We start from the raw sequence: 17346 nt of genomic DNA, 5'->3' as shown, positions 1-17346 counted from the left end.
ACGGCTTCGGGGCGACGCCGGAAGCGGCGTCGGGGGAACGGCCGAGGCGCGTGGGACCGAGGGCGCCGACGTGCCCAGCGAACTGCCCGCTGCGGGGTGATCACAAGATCAGCTCACTCGTTGTGGTGAACCTCAAGCGATCACTCACCCGTTGGAGTGGCCCGCTCCGGACCGACACGCTGCCGCACCGAACCCGCCCCGTACCCCGGCCCGTGACCTGGCGGTGGGAGAATCTCCCCCGCGGTACCGAGGGGGAACGACGGGGGGACGGACAGTGGGAACGGGTTCGATACGCAGGACGGTGACGGCCGTGGCAGTGGGGGCGGCCCTGCTCACCGGGTGCGGCAGCACGGCCGGGGGGCCGACGCACGACTGGAAGCTGCCGGCCGCCGAGCGCAGCCGCTGGCAGGGTGAACTCTCCGAGCGCTGGGCCAAGTTGAAGGAGTGGCGGCCCGAGGACTGGGACCGCTGGGCCCGCGGGCACGTCTTCCGCAACCCGGTGGTCCGCGACCTCTGGGAGCCGGACCGGATGACCACCGCCGCACCCCAGCAGCCCGGCCCGCCGCTCACCGAGCCGGCCCCCGGCCGCGACCCGGCCGGCGGGCAGCTGAGCGATCCGGAGCCGGCCGCCGTGGAGGCCGTCCCCGTGGAGCGCCCGTACACCCGCTACCCGGCCTCCGGGAAGGTCTTCTCCACCGCACCCAGCGGCGGCACCGGCCAGTGCTCGGCAACCGTGGTCGCCGACCCGGCCCGGCCCGGGAGGAGCAACCTGGTCTGGACGGCCGGGCACTGCGTGCACGAGGGCGCGGGCGGGGGCTGGTTCCGGAACCTCATCTTCGTTCCGGCCTACAACAGTTCGGGCACCACGAGCGGCAAGAAGCCCACCATGGCCGAGGTGGCACCGCTCGGTCAGTGGTGGGCGGACCAGGTGATCAGCTCCCCGCAGTGGATCGCCGAGGGCGGCCACAGCGGCAACGCGGCCAACCAGTACGACTTCGCCGTCCTGCGGGTGCACAACCCCGACGGCGACGGGCGCTCACTGGAGGAGACGGTCGGCACCGCCGTACCCGTCTGGTTCGACGCCCCGCGCGAGCAGCTCTCCCTCTCGGCCTGGGGCTATCCGTCCGCGAAGCCTTGGGACGGACGGGAGTTGTACCGCTGCGACGGCGGCCGCCCCACCCGGCTCTCGTTCGACCCGGCCAGGCCGCCCATGCTCAGCATCGGCTGCACCATGACGGCCGGCTCCAGCGGCGGCGGCTGGTTCGCCACCATGCCGGACGGGCGCACCGCCCTGGTCAGCAACACCTCGATCGGCAACCTGGGCCACACCGCGCTGAACGGCCCGTACCTCGAGTCGGTGGCGCGCCAAGCGCTGGACTACGTCTCCCGCAAGGGATAACGCCGGGGGCGCGGGGAACTGCGCGCTTCGGGAGGCGGCCCACCTGCAACTGACTCACCGTCAGCCAGTTGCAGGTGCTGCCTTTCCATCCCGCGCAGTTCCTCGCGCCCCTGGCGGTGCTACCGCGAACGTCAGCTGGTGACGACCGTGTAGCGCTCGAGCTCGGCGGCCAGCTCGGCCGCGACCTTGGCGTGCAGCAGGGTGCCCTCGGCGGTGTGCTCGGCCGAGATCGGCTCGCCCTCGGCGTGCACCCGGGAGACCAAGTCCCCGCGGGTGTACGGGATCAGCGCCCGGACCTCGACCGCGGGCCGCGGCAGCTCACGGTCGATCAGCTGGAGCAGCTCGTCCATGCCCTGCCCGGTGCGGGCCGACACCACGATGGCGTGCGGCTCGCGCCGCAGCAGCCGCTGGAGCACCAGCGGATCCGCCGCGTCGGCCTTGTTGATCACCACGATCTCCGGCACGTTCTGCGCGTCGACCGAGACGACCACCTCGCGGACGGCGGCCAGCTGGGTCTCCGGCTCGGGGTGCGAGCCGTCGACCACGTGCAGGATCAGGTCGGCCTCGGCGACCTCCTCCATGGTCGAGCGGAACGCCTCGACCAGGTGGTGCGGCAGGTGCCGGACGAACCCGACCGTGTCGGCCAGGGTGTAGACCCGGCCGGTCGGGGTCTGGGCCCGGCGGACGGTCGGGTCCAGGGTGGCGAACAGCGAGTTCTCCACCAGGACGCCGGCGCCGGTCAGGCGGTTGAGCAGCGAGGACTTGCCGGCGTTGGTGTAGCCGGCGATGGCCACCGAGGGAATCTGGTTGCGACGGCGCTCCTGGCGCTTGGTGTCGCGGCCCTTCTTCATGTCGGCGATCTCGCGGCGCAGCTTCGCCATCTTCTCGCGGATGCGGCGCCGGTCGGTCTCGATCTTGGTCTCACCGGGACCACGGGTGGCCATGCCCCCGCCGGAGGAGCCGGAGCCACCACCACCCATCTGCCGGGACAGCGACTGACCCCAGCCGCGCAGGCGGGGCAGCATGTACTGCATCTGGGCGAGCGAGACCTGGGCCTTGCCCTCCCGGCTCTTGGCGTGCTGGGCGAAGATGTCCAGGATCAGGGCCGTCCGGTCGACGACCTTGACCTTGACGACGTCCTCCAGCTGGATCAGCTGACCAGGGGTCAGCTCACCGTCGCAGACCACGGTGTCGGCGCCGGTGGAGGCGACGATGTCGCGCAGCTCCTTCGCCTTGCCGGAGCCGATGTACGTCGCGGGGTCGGGCTTGTCACGGCGCTGGATCACGCCGTCGAGCACCTCGGAGCCGGCCGTCTCGGCGAGGGCGGCGAGCTCGGCCAGCGAGTTCTCCGCCTCCTCGGCCGTGCCGTTGGTCCAGACCCCGACGAGGACCACGCGCTCCAGGCGGAGCTGGCGGTACTCGACCTCGGTGACGTCCTGGAGTTCGGTGGAGAGGCCGGCGACACGGCGCAGGGCCGCGCGCTCGCTCCGGTCGTACTGCTCACCGTCGTACCGGTCGAAGGCCTCGTCGTTCGCCGCGAGGTCCTCGTCCATGAGGGCTTCCGCCCGGAGGTCAGTGATCCGGCGAGCGGAGTCGCTGTTGTCGTTGCGGCTGTCGAACGTGGAGGTCAATCTCATCCTTAGGTAGAGCGGGAAGGGGCCGGTGCGGACCGCACCGAGGAGTCTGCCCCGTCTGTCGCCCCGATACCAGGTGGCGAGTCGAGCTACCCCTCAAGGCCGTGACCGGCACCGGAACCACTACGTCCGGTGAACGCCACGGACCGGCCGTGAATTCCCCCCGATCGTCGCACGCCCGCCGCCACCTGGTCACCCTCATTTCGCCGGGCCACCCCCGCCCGGTACACGTCGTACACCCCGGAGACCCGGAGCATCGCCCGCATCAGCACCGGCAGCACCGCGGCGTCCGGCAGCTCCACGGTGTAGGTGTGCCGGACCCGCAGCTGCTGCGGGGGCTCCACCTCGGCCGCCATGATGCCGACGCCCTCGGCCGACATCGCCGCCGTCAGGTCCGCCAGCAGCCGGGGGCGGTTCAGCGCCTCGGCGCGCAGGGTGGCCCGGAAGCCCTCGACCGGGCGGGCGCCCGGCACCCAGCGCGGACGCACCGGGGCCCGGCCCTCGGCCCGCAGCTGCTCGGCCGCCGGACAGCCCGTGCGGTGCACCGCCACCGCGCCGCCCCGGATCGGGTAGCCGGTCACCTCGTCCGGCGGCACGGGGGTGCAGCAGCGGGCCAGCCGGGCCTGCGCCTCCGGGAGGCCGGGCACCGTCACCGCCGCCTCGCCCCGGCCGGTGGCGGGCTGGGCGAACGGAGCCGGGGGCTGCACCGGCTCGGGGGCCGGGGCCTCGGCGGCGACCGGGTGGCCGGCCAGCCAGCGTTCGATCGCCAGCCGGGCTGCCGGGGTACGGGCGTGCTCCAGCCACTCGGCGGCCGGGCCGGACGGCTCCCCGTTCTCCTCGGTCAGCACCGCGACCACGTCTCCGTCGGCCAGCGGGGTGCGCAGCGCCACCAGGCGGCCGTTCACCCTGGCGCCCAGACAGCGGTGGCCGGTCTCCTCGCCGAGCAGGTACGCGGCGTCCACGCAGGTGGCCCCGGCCGGCAGGTGCAGCGTCTCGCCCCGGTCGGTCACGGCGGTGATCTCCCGGTCGTCCGAGAGGTCCGAGGTGAGCGCCGACCAGAAGGTGTCCGGGTCCGGGGTCTCCTGCTGCCACTCCAGCAGCCTGGTCAGCCAGCCCGGGCGCCCCGGGTCGGTCTCCTCGCCGCTCTCCCCCGCCTGGTGCGGATCGCCCAGCGCGACCACGCCCGTCTCGGCCACCCGGTGCATCCGCCGGGTCCGCACCAGCACCTCGGCCACCTCGCCCCCGGGCAGGGCCACCGCCGTGTGCAGCGACTGGTAGAGGTTGAACTTGGGCGCGGCCACGAAGTCCTTGAACTCACCGGGCAGCGGGGTCCAGCAGGTGTGCAGCTCACCGAGCACCGCGTAGCAGTCGGCGTTCTCCTCCACCACCACCAACAGCCGCCCGAAGTCGGCGGGTTGGAGCTGCTGGGGCAGACCGTCCGGGCCGGCCGCGGCGGTCCGCTTCAGCAGCACCCGGTGGACCGAGACGGCGTGCCGGGGCCGGACGGTGACCTCGGCGGCCACCTTCGCCTCGGCGAGCTGACGCGTCAGCGCCTCGGCGAAGGGCTGCAGCAGCTCGTCGGGCCGCTCCTCGTAGGCGGTGACCAGGGCCCTGGTGCGGGCGTACTCCTCCGGGTGGAGGGTGGCGAAGACGATGTCCTCCAACTCCGCCTTCAGCACCTGGATCCCGAGCCGCTCGGCGAGCGGGATCAGCACGTCCCGGGTGACCTTGGCGATCCTGATCCGGCTGGCCGGCTTCATGTGACGGATCGTCCGCATGTTGTGCAGCCGGTCGGCGAGCTTGATGACCATCACCCGGACGTCGTCACCGGTGGCCACCAGCATCTTCCGGAAGGTCTCCGCCTCGGCGGCGGCACCGAAGTCCACCTTCTCCAACTTGGTGACGCCGTCGACCAGATAGGCCACCTCGGGGCCGTACTCCTCGGCGACCTGATCCAGCGTCACGTCGGTGTCCTCGACCGTGTCGTGGAGGATCGAGGCGACCAAGGTCGTCGTCCCGGCGCCGAGTTGGGCCAGGATCATGGTGACGGCGAGCGGGTGCGTGATGAACGGCTCGCCGCTCTTGCGGGTCTGGCCGCGGTGGCTCTCCTCGGCGGTGCGGTACGCCCGTCCGAGCAGGGCCAGGTCGGCATTGGGGTGGTGGCGGCGGTGGGCCTGCACGATCGGCTCGATCGCGTCCGGCAGCGGGGCGCGGTCGGTGGCCAGCAGCGCGGCACGCCCGGCCCGCCCCAGGGCGACCCGGTTGAGACGCACCAACGCGCGCCTCCCCACCTCGGCATCGACGGTCATCCGCACCTCCGGCAGCGATGGTCCATGCTACCGAGCACAGCACGTTCCGCACCCGCCCGCCCCCGTACCGTCACCACCACCACCCGAACGGGCGGATTCGCGGCCCTCCCAAACGGGAAGCAGGGCGGCTCACCAGGCTGCGCCTCTGGGGGCGCGAGGAACTGCGCGAGCCGGAAGGCGGAGCACCTGCAACTGACCCACTGTCAGCCAGTTGCACGTGCTGCCGTTCCCCGGCGCGCAGTTCCTCGTGCCCCTGCGGGGCGCAGCCCGTGCACCTCTCAGATGGCGAGGGTGCCGGAGGCGACGATCTCCGCGGGGCCGGTCATCTCGATGCGGGAGTCGGGGTGTTCGGTGATGCGGAGGGTGCCGCCCGGGAGGTCGACGGTGTAGGTGACGGGGGCGCCGGTCTCGGCCGGGGCGAGGTGGTGGCGGCGGGCGGCCGCGACGGCGACGGCGCAGGCGCCGGTGCCGCAGGAGCGGGTCTCGCCGGAGCCACGCTCGTGGACCCGCATGGCGACGTGACGGGGGCCGCGCTCGACCACGAACTCGACGTTGACGCCCTCCGGGTAGACGCCCTCGGTGACGCCCGGGGCGGAGTAGAGGGTGCCGGCCTCGGCGAGGTCGTCGACGAAGGCGACGGCGTGCGGGTTGCCCATGTTGACGTTGAGCGCGGGCCAGCTGTGGTCCCCGACGGTCACGGTGACCGGGCCGGAGTCGGGCAGGGCCGCGTAGCCCATGTCGACGGTGACCTCGCCCGACTCGGCCACCACGACCTCGCGGACGCCCGCCCGGGTGGCGACCGCGAAGGCGCCGGTTCCGGCCAGTCCGGCCTGCACCAGGTAACGGGCGAAGACCCGGACCCCGTTGCCGCACATCTCGGCGATCGAACCGTCGGAGTTGCGGTAGTCCATGAACCACTCGGCCCGGTCCGCCATCGACTCCGCCGCCGGATCGGCGGCCGAGCGGACCACCCGGAGCAGCCCGTCCCCGCCGACGCCGGCCCGGCGGTCACAGAGCAGGGCGACCTCGGCCGCGCCGAGGTCGAGCTTGCCGTCCTCGTCCGGGATGATCACGAAGTCGTTCTGGGTGCCGTGCCCCTTGAGGAAGGGGAGGCCGAAGGTCTGGGATGCGGAAACCGAAGCGCTCACAGCGCCGATGGTACTGACCCGCGCGGCTCAGGCGGCGAGCCGTACCACCCGCCAGACGGCGAGGCCGACCGCGACCACCGCGATCAGGGTGTAGATCAGGATGGAGCGCCGGCTGGCCCGCTGCCCGCTCCCCCGGCGCGGCACGCCGGGCCACTTGTAGCCGGCCATCCGGGCGGCCATCGCGCCCCAGCCCACCGAGGCCGCGGTGAGCAGCATGCCGAGCATCCCGATCATGGCGGCGCCCCGGTCCCCGGAGCCGAAGGCCAGCGGGAAGGCGAACATCATCGAGCCGAAGGTGGCGACCGCCGCGATCGGCAGGGTCTGCCACCAGCGCAGCCGCTTGCGGGGCCGGATCTCCCGCTCGTGCACCACTCCGGGTGCGGCGAGGTCGGCGAGCACGGGGAGCGCCACGGCGTAGGAGGTCGGTTCGGGCAGGGCGAGCTCGGCGCTCAGGCTGCTCTCCAGCTCTTCCGTCTCCGGGCCGGTACCCGTGGACACGCGGCCTCCCCTGACGGTGCGACACGGGCCGGCGGGCCCGCTGCTGGCGAGGCAGATCGAACGACCTGCCTCCGGATGCTCTCGATGATGGCATGTCCGATCCGGCCGACAGCCGGTTCCACCGACCCCCGGGTGATCCGTGGCCAGGACGTGATGTGCCCGTAACCCTCAGTTCGTCGTGCACTCGCAGCTGCACCGGCAGCGTGGCCGGAAACCGCCCCGGCCTGGTCAGATCTGACGGTCGGTCAACTCCAGCGAACGCTCCAGCAGCTCCACCGGATCGGCCCCGGCGGGCCGGGAGAGCCAGTGGATCCGGTCGTCCCGGCGGAACCAGGACTCCTGTCGGCGGGCGAACCGGCGGGTGGCCCGCACGGTCTCGGCCTTGGCCTCCTGTTCGGTGCACTCCCCGGCGAAGAAGGCGAGCACCTGCTGGTAGCCGAGCGCCCGGGAGGCGGTCAGCCCGTCCCGCAGGCCCTGCCCCTCCAGGGCCCGGACCTCCTCCAGCAGCCCGGCCTCCCACATCCGGTCCACCCGGAGCTCGATCCGCTGGTCCAGCTCGGGCCTGGGCACCTGGACGCCGATCTGCACCGTCTCGTACACGGCGGTGTTGCTCGGCAGGTTGGCGGTGAACGGGCGGCCGGTGATCTCGATGACCTCCAGCGCCCGGACGATCCGCCGGCCGTTGCTGCTCAGCACCGCCTCGGCGGCGGCCGGGTCGAGCGCGGCCAGCCGCTGGTGCAGCGCGTACGGGCCCTGCTCCGCCAGCTCGGCCTCCAGCCGGGCCCGGACCGCCGGGTCGGTGCCGGGGAAGTCCATCTCGTCGATGGCGGCCCGGACGTACAGGCCGGAGCCGCCGACCAGTACGGGGGTGCGGCCCTCGGCCAGCAGCCGGTCCATCTCGGCCCGGGCCAGCCGCTGGTACTCGGCCACGCTGGCGGTCTCGGTGACGTCCCAGACGTCCAGCAGGTGGTGCGGGATGCCGCCGCGCTCCTCCTCGGTGAGCTTGGCGGTGCCGATGTCCATGCCGCGGTAGAGCTGCATCGAGTCGGTGTTGATCACCTCGCCGCCGAGGGTGCGGGCGATCGCCACGGCCAGGTCGGACTTGCCGGCGGCGGTGGCGCCGACCACCGAGACGACGCGCGGCTGGACACGGGGCTGGGAGGGGGAGGAGCTGCTCACGGGCCAAGTCTCGCAAAGATCGGGAGTGGCGCCGTGTCTCCGGCGGTCACTCTGGGGAAGTATGACTATGGAATGACCGATTTGCTCCGCCTCCCCGGGCGGGGCCCGCCGAAGGAGAGCGACTGACCATGGGCCTGATGGACAACCTCAAGGGCAAGGCCGAGGAGCTCAAGGGCAAGGCCAGCGAGCTCGCGGGCAAGCACGGCGAAAAGATCGACCAGGTGGTGGAGAAGGCCGGAGCGGCCGCGGACAAGGCCACCAAGCACAAGTACACCGACAAGATCGAGACCGGCACCAGCAAGGCCAAGGGCGCGGTCGACCAGTTCGCCGCCAAGCCCAAGGACGAGGGCCAGAGCCCCAACTGACCGGCCGTCAGCTCCAGGAGGCGACGAAGTACCCGACCCCGTACGGGGCCTCGTCGTACCGGAGCCGCCCGCTCAACCCGGCGCCCTGCGCAGCTCCCGCGAGGACCTGCCAGGGCGCCCGGCCGTCCACCTGCAGCTCGGCCGAGAGCGTCCGGTCCAGTGCCTTGAGCGCCTCGGTGTCGGCCTCGGCCAGCGCCTTGGCGGCGTGCACGTCGTACGGCTCGGCCCGCTCGTCCAGGTAGCCGGGGGCCTTGACGGTGCGGCAGGCGCTGCCGCCGCCGAGCACCAGCAGCCCGACCCGGTCGGCCAGCTCGGCCAGCCCCTCGCCGAGGCCGGCCAGCCGCTCCACCGGGGCGTCGGCGGGAACGGCGCAGGCGTGCGTGGGCACGGTGATCCCGGCCTGCTCCAGCAGCCAGGCGCCGACCGTCAGCGAGGGCGCCAGCTCGGGGCCGTCCGCCACCGGCCCGGGCAGCCGCACCACCCGGGGCACCCCGTACCGGTGGAACGACCCGATCCCGCCCTCGGTCCACACCCCGCCCTCCGGCCCGGCGCCGACCACCACGACCAGGTCGACGTCGCCGAGCTCCCGGACCGCCTCCAGGCAGGCCTCGCGCAGCACGTCGAGTTCGGACGCGGCACCGGCGGCCACCTCGGGCACGAGCAGCGGCGGGCAGGGGCAGACGGCGGCAGCGACAAGCATGACGATCACTCTACGGCCAAGCCCCCGGCGGCACTGGGCTACCGGGGGCTCGGAGTGGCTGACGGAGGATCAGGCGTCGCAGCAGCCGCCGGCCGGGGCGAGCGGCAGCGGGGCCGGGGCGCCGATCTTGGGGAGACCGAGCAGGACGCCGGCCGGCTTGGCGGGCGGGGTGCCCTGGCGCTTCTCCCAGGCGTCGCCGGCCCGGGTGCGGCGGACCGACAGGGTCGGGCCCTCCGCGAGCAGGTGGTGCGGGGCGGCGTAGGTGATCTCGACCGTCACCGTGTCGCCCGGGCGGACCGGCTCGGCGGGGCGGGTGAAGTGGACCAGGCGGTTGTCGGGCGCGCGGCCGGACAGCCGGTCGGTCTTGTCGTCCTTCTTGCCCTCGCCCTCGGCGACCAGGATCTCCAGCACCCGGCCGACCTGCTTCTTGTTCTCCTCCCAGGAGATCTCCTCCTGGAGGGCGACCAGCCGCTCGTACCGCTCCTGCACCACGGCCTTGGGGATCTGGCCGTCCATCTCGGCGGCCGGGGTCCCGGGGCGCTTGGAGTACTGGAAGGTGAAGGCGTTGGTGAAGCGGGCCTCGCGGACCACGTGCATGGTCTGCTCGAAGTCCTCCTCGGTCTCGCCCGGGAAGCCGACGATGATGTCGGTGGAGATCGCCGCGTCCGGCATCGCCTCGCGCACCTTGTGGATGATCCCGAGGAAGCGGTCCTGCCGGTACGAGCGGCGCATCGCCTTGAGCACGGTGTCCGAGCCGGACTGCAGCGGCATGTGCAGCTGGTGCATCACGTTCGGCGTCTCGGCCATCGCGGCGATCACGTCGTCGGTGAAGTCGCGCGGGTGCGGCGAGGTGAAGCGGATCCGCTCCAGGCCCTCGATCTGCCCGGCCGCCCGGAGCAGCTTGGAGAACGCCTCGCGGTCGCCCAGGTCGGAGCCGTACGCGTTGACGTTCTGGCCCAGCAGGGTCACCTCGATGACGCCCTCGCCGACCAGCGCCTCGATCTCGGAGAGCACGTCGCCGGGGCGGCGGTCCTCCTCCTTGCCGCGCAGCGCGGGGACGATGCAGAAGGTGCAGGTGTTGTTGCAGCCGACCGAGATCGCCACCCAGGCCGCGTACGCCGACTCGCGCCGGGTCGGCAGGGTGGACGGGAAGGTCTCCAACGACTCCAGGATCTCCACCTGGGCCTGCTGCTCGATCCTGGCCCGCTCCAGCAGCGCGGGCAGGTGCCCGATGTTGTGGGTACCGAACACCACGTCGACCCACGGGGCCTTCTTGACGATGGTGTCGCGGTCCTTCTGCGCCAGGCAGCCGCCGACCGCGATCTGCATCGCCTTGTGCTGCTGCTTGTCGGCGGCGAGCCGGCCGAGGTTGCCGTACAGCTTGTTGTCGGCGTTCTCGCGCACGGCGCAGGTGTTGAACACCACCAGGTCGGGCTGCTCGCCGTCCTGGTCGGCCTTCACGTAACCGGCGTCCTCCAGCAGCCCGGAGAGGCGCTCGGAGTCGTGCACGTTCATCTGGCAGCCGTACGTGACGACCTTGTAGCTCTTGGAATCCTGGCTCGTACCCACGGGCACAAGGGTACGTGGAAGCGGATCGGGCTCCGTGCCCCTCTCCCGTTCCGGCGCCGGGCCTGGCAGTATCCAACCCCATGACCTGGAGACCCCGTGCCACCCTGCGCACGGCGGCCCGCAGCCGGCTCGGCCGGGTGGCCGCCGTGTTCCTGCTGGTCGTGGGCGCGGCCGGGGGCTGGTGGGCCACCGCCACCGACCGGACCGACTACCCGCGGGGCGAGACCGGATTCGCCACCGGGGTCCCCCGGGGCGTGTACGACCGGTACGGGATCCTGCTGCGCACCTACCTGCACGACAACCTCCCCGGGGTCGAGCTGCGGCTCGACAACTCCCAGGGCTCCGTCGACAACCTCGACCGGGTGGCCGCCGGGCGGGACTCCTTCGCCATCGCCACCGCCGACGCGGTGGCCAGCTACCGGGGGGACGGCAGGGACCGGATCCGCGCTATAGCGCGGCTCTACGACGACTACCTCCAGCTGGTGGTGCCCGCCGACTCCCCGGTCCAGCGGACCGCCGACCTCAAGGGCAAGCGGGTCGGGGTCGGGCAGAGCCGGTCCGGCGTCCAGCTGGTGACCAGGCGGCTGCTGACGGCGGCCGGGCTGGATCCGGACGTGGACGTGTCGGCCTCGATGCTCGGTGTCGGCGACGCCGCCGACCAGCTGAAGAACGGTCAGCTCGACGCCTTCTTCTGGTCCGGCGGGCTGCCGACCAACGCGCTCACCGACCTCTCCGAGCACTTCCCGATCCGGATCGTCCCGCTCGGCGACCTGGCCGAGGCCGTCCACCACGGCGAGGGCGGCGGGGCCGACGCCTACCGCGCCGCCACCATCCCGGCCGACGCCTACCCCAAGGCCCACCCGACCGGCACCGCCGTCGCCACCCTCGCCGTCCCCAACCTGCTGATCACCCGCGAGGACGTCGACACCACCCTGGTCCAGCGGATGACCAAGGCCGTCATCGACAGCCGCGACCGCATCGGCTCCGAGGTCCACGCCGCCCAGGTGGTCGACCTCCGCACCGCCGTCTACACCGACCCGCTCCCGCTCCACGACGGGGCCAGCAACTACTACCGCTCCGTCAAGCCATAACTGCCGTGGATCTGTCAGACCGTAGATCTAGGCTCTGACTAACGTCTTCGACCATGGGGTGGCAAGGATGAGCGCGCAGAACCCTGCTGACATGGCATCAGTGCTGGAGACCATCGCGGAGATCGACCAACTCGGGCACTCCTCATTCCAGCAGAAGTACGACTTCCGCCACGGCGGTCAGTTCTACGTCCGCCACGAGGACCGCCTCTACGATGCAGCCACCGTCGCTGCCGCCACGCACGGTTTTCACGGCGACGAGAAGCGGGCCGGCGACGCCCTCAGCAGCCTTGGGTTCGATGTGGTCGACGGTCGTCCGGCCACCATCGAAGCGGAACGGCAGTGGCGTTCGACGGTGTGGGCGAACCTTGCCGCCCGCCAGGATGCCCAAGGCCTGGTCACTGCGGACGCGTTGCGCTCAGTCGGGGCGTATGGCAACCAGCGGGGCATCTGGACCGACAAGAAGCGGACCAAGCGCATCGACCCGCGCGGTCTCGCTGTCGGACTGAAGCACACCGGGGTCGACTATCCCGATGAGGTCAGCAGCCACGAGGCCCTCTACCACTACCCAGTCACCGAGGCTCCCGGGCAGGACGGGGCGGAGATCCAGGCAACCAAGCAGTCGGCCTACCTGGGGCTTCCGGTCTTCTTCATCTCGGAAGTTGGTAATCGCCGCTCCGTCCGGCCTGCCTGGGTGGCCGGCTGGGAGGACAAGAGCAAGAACTTCTTGATCTCCTTCGATTCGGCCCCTCCGGCAAACATCCTCGACCGGGACAAGGCCACCGAGATCCCGTTCGTCCTCGAGGGAAGCAAGCGGAAGCGACGCCTGGGAACGGTGACTAGCCGACCTGAACAGGCACGATTCAAGCTGCAGATCTTTCAGCACTACAGCCCGCGCTGCCCGCTCTCCAACATCTCGGTACCCGAGATGATCGAAGCAGCCCACCTGCGGCCCGATGCCGACAACGGCAGTTCCCACCCGCTCAACGGCATGCCCCTGAACGCGGCCCTGCATCGGGCGCTCGACGCACACCTCTTCGCGATTCACCCCGAGACGCTCGAGGTAATGCTCCGGCCAGACGGGCCGACCGCTGAACAGCTGAGGATCGTCAACCTGCGTCTCGACGCGTCCGATGCCATTCCGCATAGAGAGGCGCTGGCCTGGCGCTACGCGAACTGGCTGGAGAAGAACAAGTTGACCCCCGAACAGGCAGTCAGCGCGGTCGCGGGACGGTCAGACGGACCGTCAGGCCGGTGGGGTCGACGGGGGTGAAGTCGAGGGAGCCGCCGCCGGCCAGGAGGAGGGTGCGGGCGATGGAGAGGCCGAGGCCGGAGCCGTCGACGTTCTGGTGGCGGGGGCTGCGCCAGAAGCGGTCGCCGATGCGGGCGAGTTCCTCTTCGGTGAGGCCGGGGCCGGCGTCGGAGACGGTGAGGGTGAGTTCGCGCTTGTCCTGTTCTACGCCGAGGCGGACCGCCTCGCCGCCCGGGGTGAACTTGAGGGCGTTGTCCAGGACGGCGTCGAGCGCGCTGCCGAAGCCGATCGGATCGGCCAGCCCGACCGCCGTGGCGGGGCCCTCCCAGGCGAGGTGGATGCCGCGCTGGTCGGCGACCGGCCGCCAGGCGTCGATGCGGGCCAGGGCGAGGGCGGTGAGGTCGACGCGTTCGGGTTCGGGGCGGGCGTGTTCGGCGGTGGCGAGGCCGAGCAGGTCGTCGAGGACGCGGGCCAGCCGGGTGCCCTCCTCACGGACGGCGCCGAGCTCCTCCTCGTGGCCCTCGGGCAGTTCCAGGCCGAGGAGTTCGACCCGGAGCAGCAACGCGGCCAGCGGGTTGCGCAGTTGGTGGGAGGCGTCCGCGACGAAGGCCCGCTGCTGGTCGAGGGCGAGCAGCACGTGGTCCGCCATGTGGTTGAACGAGCGTGCCAGGCGCCGGAGTTCGGGTGGTCCGGAGCTGGGGGCGACCCGGGCGTTCATCCGGCCGGTGGCGATGTCGTGGGTGGCCCGGTCGAGGGTGCGGACGGGGCGCAGCACCCAGCGGGTGAGGCGGACGGCGAGCAGTACGGCGGCGACCATGGCGAGCGCCTCGCCGGCGCCGAGCCAGAGCCAGCGGCCGAGCACCCGGGAGCGGAGTTCGCCGGTGGGCGATTCGGTGATCACCACGGCGATGACGTCGCCGTCCCGGACCACCGGGGCGGCCACGGTGATGGTGCGCTCCGGGGTCCACGGCCAGACCTGCGGCGGGTTCTTGCTGCGGCGGCCGTCCACCGCGTCCTGGAAGGCCTGGGCGGCGGAGCCGCCGGTGGGGACCTGCCAGCCCGCCGGGGCGACCGCGACGGCGCTGCCGTCGCGGTGGAAGACGCCGGCCCGGATGCCGTAGAGCTCGTGGTAGCGCTGGACCTCGGCGGAGAGCGAGCGCAGCCGTCCGCCGTCCCCCTCCTCGGGGGTGGCGGAGCCCTTGACCGCGGTGCCGGCCGGGGGCAGGCCCTGGGTGGGGAGCTGTTGGGCGAAGCGGGCGGCGTCGTCCATCCGGTCGACCACCACCAGGCTCTGCTCGGCGGCGGCCTTGGCGGCCGCCAGCGGGACCCCGAGGGCGGCCAGGACGGCGGCCATCAGGGAGAGCAGGATGCCGAGCAGGCGGGTGCGCACGGGAGTTCAGCTCTCCCGGGCGGGGCCGGCCGGAGCTGACGGGCCGTCGGAGGCGGGCTGCTCGGGCATCAGCCGGTAGCCGACGCCGCGCACCGCCTCGACCAGGCCGGGCAGCGCGAGCTTGGTGCGCAGCGAGCCGATGTGCACCTCGAGGGTGCGCCCGTTGCCCTCCCAGCCGGAGCGCCAGACCTCGCTGAAGATCTGCTCCCGCCGGTAGACCACGCCGGGGCTCTGGGCGAGCAGCGCCAGCAGGTCGAACTCCTTGCGGGTGAGCGGGACGTCGCGGCCGTGCACGCTGACCCGGCGGCGCTCGCGGTCGATCAGCACGCCGCGGGCCTCCAGCGGGCCGGGCTGGGCGACCGGCTCGGAGGGTTCGGCGGCCTGGCCGCGGCGGGCCACCGCGTGGATGCGGGCGAGCAGTTCGCCCATGTCGTAGGGCTTGGTGACGTAGTCGTCGGCGCCCAGGTTGAGGCCGTGGATGCGGGAGCGGATGTCGGCCCGGGCGGTCACCATGATCACCGGGACGCTGCTGTGCGCGCGGATCCGGCTGCACACCTCGAAGCCGTCCCGGTCGGGCAGGCCGAGGTCGAGCAGCACCACCCGGTACGGCTCGTTCCCGTCCGGCACCAGGGCGTCCAGGGCCTCGTGGCCGCTGCGGGCGTGCCGGACCTGGAATCCGTGCCGGCCCAGCACCGCGACCAGGGCCGCGGCCACCCGGTCGTCGTCCTCGACGAGCAGCAGTCGCACCTGTGGGCCTCCCTCCGGTACGGGTGTCACGCCTCTTCTGCGTGGGGTACCTGCGGAGTATCGTCCAGACCGCCCGTTCTGTCACGGCCCGGCCGGCGCACGCCCCGGTGCCACTGCGACGGGTGACCGGACGTGGCCGGATCGTGATGCTCAAGTTCCGCTCAGATCCACTGACGTGACAATGTCAGCCGCCCTAGGGTCAGCCGGACCGGGGGCTGAGAGCTCCGCCGGCGATCAGCCCCCGGTACCAGCACCGCACCCAAGCACCGCCCACGAGGGAGCCAGGCTCGATGACCGAGAACGCCGTGAGTGACTCCGCAGCCGCTCCCCTGGTGATGCTGAGCGGTGTGAACAAGCACTTCGGCGCCCTGCACGTGCTCCAGGACATCGACCTGGAGATCAAGCAGGGCGAGGTGGTCGTGCTGATCGGCCCGTCCGGCTCCGGCAAGTCGACGCTCTGCCGGACCATCAACCGGCTGGAGACCATCGACTCGGGCGCCATCACCATCGCCGGGCAGCCGCTGCCGGCCGAGGGCCGCGCGCTGGCGAAGCTCCGCGCCGAGGTCGGCATGGTGTTCCAGTCCTTCAACCTCTTCGCGCACAAGACCGTGCTGGAGAACGTGGTCCTCGGCCAGGTGAAGGTGCGCAAGGTCGCGCGCCCCGAGGCCGAGGAGACCGCGCGGGCCCTGCTGGAGCGGGTCGGCCTGGCCGCGCACGCGGACAAGTTCCCGGCCCAGCTCTCCGGTGGCCAGCAGCAGCGCGTGGCGATCGCCCGGGCGCTGGCCATGAAGCCCAAGGTGATGCTCTTCGACGAGCCCACCTCGGCGCTCGACCCGGAGATGGTGAACGAGGTGCTCGAGGTCATGCGCGACCTCGCGGCCGAGGGGATGACCATGGTCGTGGTCACCCACGAGATGGGCTTCGCCCGCTCCGCCGCCAACCGCGTGCTCTTCATGGCCGACGGCCGGATCGTCGAGGAGAACACCCCGGAGGCGTTCTTCACCGCGCCCCGCAGCGACCGGGCCAAGGACTTCCTTTCGAAGATCCTGCACCACTGACGCCTCGACTGACCTACCGTCAGTCCCTGTCATGCCCAGAACTTCCCCGGCCCGGCTCCACCGTGCCCACGATCGAGGAGACAGCTCCGTCATGAGGACCCGTCGTACCATCGCCGCCGCCCTGTCCGTGCTCGCGCTGACCGCCGTCGCCGCCTGCGGCAAGGAGGCCCCGAAGGCCGAGGACTCCGCGGCCAAGCTGCCCACCTACACGGTGAAGACCGACGCCAAGGTCGACGGCTCGAAGGTCTTCGAGGAGGCCAAGAAGCGCGGCAAGCTGGTCGTCGGCGCCAAGTCCGACCAGCCCTACCTCGGCTTCGAGAACGTCACCACCAAGACCCGTGACGGCTTCGACATCGAGATCGCCAAGATGATCGCGGCCGACCTGGGCTTCGGCCCGGACAAGATCGAGTTCAAGACGATCGTCTCGGCCAACCGCGAGACCGCCCTCCAGGGCGGCCAGATCGACTACTACGTCGGCACCTACACCATCAACGCCGGCCGTAAGGAGAAGGTCGCCTTCGCCGGCCCGTACTACGTGGCCGGCCAGGACCTGCTGGTGAAGAAGGACAACACCGCGATCACCGGCCCCGAGTCCGTCGCGGGCAAGAAGGTCTGCTCGGCCACCGGCTCCACCTCGGTGAAGCAGATCAAGACGTACAACCCGGGCGAGACCATCGAGTACGAGACCTACGCCCAGTGCGTGGACAAGCTGCTCACCGACGAGGTCGACGCGGTCACCACCGACGACGCGATCCTCAAGGGCTTCGCGGCCAAGAACGCCGGCAAGCTCAAGGTCGTCGGCAAGCCGTTCTCCAAGGAGCCGTACGGCATCGGCGTCCAGAAGGAGGACCCGACGTTCCAGCAGGCCGTCATCGCCGCGCTGAAGGCGCACGAGGACAACGGCGACTGGAAGAAGGCCTACGACGCCACCCTCGGTCTCTCGGGCTCCCCGGCCCCGGAGATCCCGGCGCTCACCAACTGACCCGTCTGGTAACGAAAGGAGGGCCGCC

Annotated in this window: 15 protein-coding genes; 6 read left to right on the top strand and 9 right to left on the bottom strand. The window is 72.0% G+C overall.

What is annotated here, in order from left to right:
• Positions 1-310 precede the first annotated feature (310 nt).
• Positions 311-1399, top strand: coding sequence for a trypsin-like serine peptidase (locus tag ACZ6ZR_RS23650; protein ID WP_465645322.1), 1089 nt, complete (start codon positions 311-313; stop codon positions 1397-1399).
• Positions 1400-1530: 131 nt separating this feature from the next.
• Here ACZ6ZR_RS23650 and hflX read toward each other — a convergent pair whose 3' ends face one another.
• From hflX to miaA, 5 genes are all read right to left on the bottom strand, one after another.
• Positions 1531-3036 (bottom strand): GTPase HflX, encoded by a 1506-nt coding sequence (gene hflX / locus ACZ6ZR_RS23645; RefSeq protein WP_465645320.1) that lies wholly within the window; start codon positions 3034-3036, stop codon positions 1531-1533.
• Between the two features lie 86 nt (positions 3037-3122).
• Positions 3123-5342, bottom strand: coding sequence for a RelA/SpoT family protein (locus ACZ6ZR_RS23640; protein WP_465645319.1), 2220 nt, complete (start codon positions 5340-5342; stop codon positions 3123-3125).
• Between the two features lie 278 nt (positions 5343-5620).
• Positions 5621-6490, bottom strand: a complete 870-nt coding sequence (dapF, locus tag ACZ6ZR_RS23635; RefSeq protein ID WP_465645317.1) for a diaminopimelate epimerase — start codon at positions 6488-6490, stop codon at positions 5621-5623.
• A gap of 27 nt (positions 6491-6517) precedes the next feature.
• Positions 6518-6988, bottom strand: a complete 471-nt coding sequence (locus ACZ6ZR_RS23630; protein ID WP_465645316.1) for a hypothetical protein — start codon at positions 6986-6988, stop codon at positions 6518-6520.
• Positions 6989-7216: 228 nt separating this feature from the next.
• On the bottom strand, positions 7217-8167 hold the full coding sequence (gene miaA / locus ACZ6ZR_RS23625; protein ID WP_465645314.1) for a tRNA (adenosine(37)-N6)-dimethylallyltransferase MiaA: 951 nt from the start codon (positions 8165-8167) through the stop codon (positions 7217-7219).
• Positions 8168-8295: 128 nt separating this feature from the next.
• Here miaA and ACZ6ZR_RS23620 point away from each other — a divergent pair, with 128 nt between their 5' ends.
• Positions 8296-8532 (top strand): antitoxin, encoded by a 237-nt coding sequence (locus ACZ6ZR_RS23620; RefSeq protein ID WP_465645312.1) that lies wholly within the window; start codon positions 8296-8298, stop codon positions 8530-8532.
• A gap of 7 nt (positions 8533-8539) precedes the next feature.
• Here the strand turns inward: ACZ6ZR_RS23620 and ACZ6ZR_RS23615 are convergent, their stop codons facing one another.
• Positions 8540-9232 carry a class III extradiol dioxygenase subunit B-like domain-containing protein gene (locus ACZ6ZR_RS23615; RefSeq protein ID WP_465645310.1) on the bottom strand — a complete coding sequence of 231 codons (693 nt, stop codon included), beginning with the start codon at positions 9230-9232 and terminating at the stop codon, positions 8540-8542.
• Positions 9233-9301: 69 nt separating this feature from the next.
• On the bottom strand, positions 9302-10801 hold the full coding sequence (miaB, locus tag ACZ6ZR_RS23610; RefSeq protein ID WP_465645308.1) for a tRNA (N6-isopentenyl adenosine(37)-C2)-methylthiotransferase MiaB: 1500 nt from the start codon (positions 10799-10801) through the stop codon (positions 9302-9304).
• A gap of 80 nt (positions 10802-10881) precedes the next feature.
• On the opposite strand from miaB, the gene ACZ6ZR_RS23605 reads away from it, so the two are divergent.
• Positions 10882-11892, top strand: coding sequence for a TAXI family TRAP transporter solute-binding subunit (locus ACZ6ZR_RS23605; RefSeq protein ID WP_465645306.1), 1011 nt, complete (start codon positions 10882-10884; stop codon positions 11890-11892).
• 67 nt (positions 11893-11959) lie between these two features.
• Complete coding sequence (locus ACZ6ZR_RS23600) at positions 11960-13162, top strand: ScoMcrA-related endonuclease (RefSeq protein ID WP_465645304.1); 1203 nt, start codon at positions 11960-11962, stop codon at positions 13160-13162.
• Here the strand turns inward: ACZ6ZR_RS23600 and ACZ6ZR_RS23595 are convergent.
• Together ACZ6ZR_RS23595 and ACZ6ZR_RS23590 are read right to left on the bottom strand one after the other, a co-directional pair.
• Positions 13104-14531: a sensor histidine kinase gene (locus tag ACZ6ZR_RS23595; RefSeq protein WP_465645302.1), complete on the bottom strand. Its 1428-nt coding sequence runs from the start codon at positions 14529-14531 to the stop codon at positions 13104-13106. The genes ACZ6ZR_RS23600 and ACZ6ZR_RS23595 overlap by 59 nt on opposite strands.
• Positions 14532-14537: 6 nt before the next feature.
• Positions 14538-15278 (bottom strand): response regulator transcription factor, encoded by a 741-nt coding sequence (locus ACZ6ZR_RS23590; protein WP_465645300.1) that lies wholly within the window; start codon positions 15276-15278, stop codon positions 14538-14540.
• A 290-nt stretch (positions 15279-15568) separates the two neighbouring features.
• On the opposite strand from ACZ6ZR_RS23590, the gene ACZ6ZR_RS23585 reads away from it, so the two are divergent.
• Entirely contained in the window at positions 15569-16336 is a 768-nt protein-coding gene (locus ACZ6ZR_RS23585) for an amino acid ABC transporter ATP-binding protein (protein WP_465645298.1), read from the top strand.
• A 91-nt stretch (positions 16337-16427) separates the two neighbouring features.
• On the top strand, positions 16428-17318 hold the full coding sequence (locus ACZ6ZR_RS23580) for a glutamate ABC transporter substrate-binding protein (RefSeq protein WP_465645296.1): 891 nt from the start codon (positions 16428-16430) through the stop codon (positions 17316-17318).
• Positions 17319-17346: the final 28 nt, after the last annotated feature.

This window comes from Kitasatospora sp. NPDC088742, assembly GCF_055584905.1.
The sequence above is the reverse complement of the archived record's forward strand: the minus strand, read 5'-3'. Positions and strand labels throughout refer to the sequence as shown.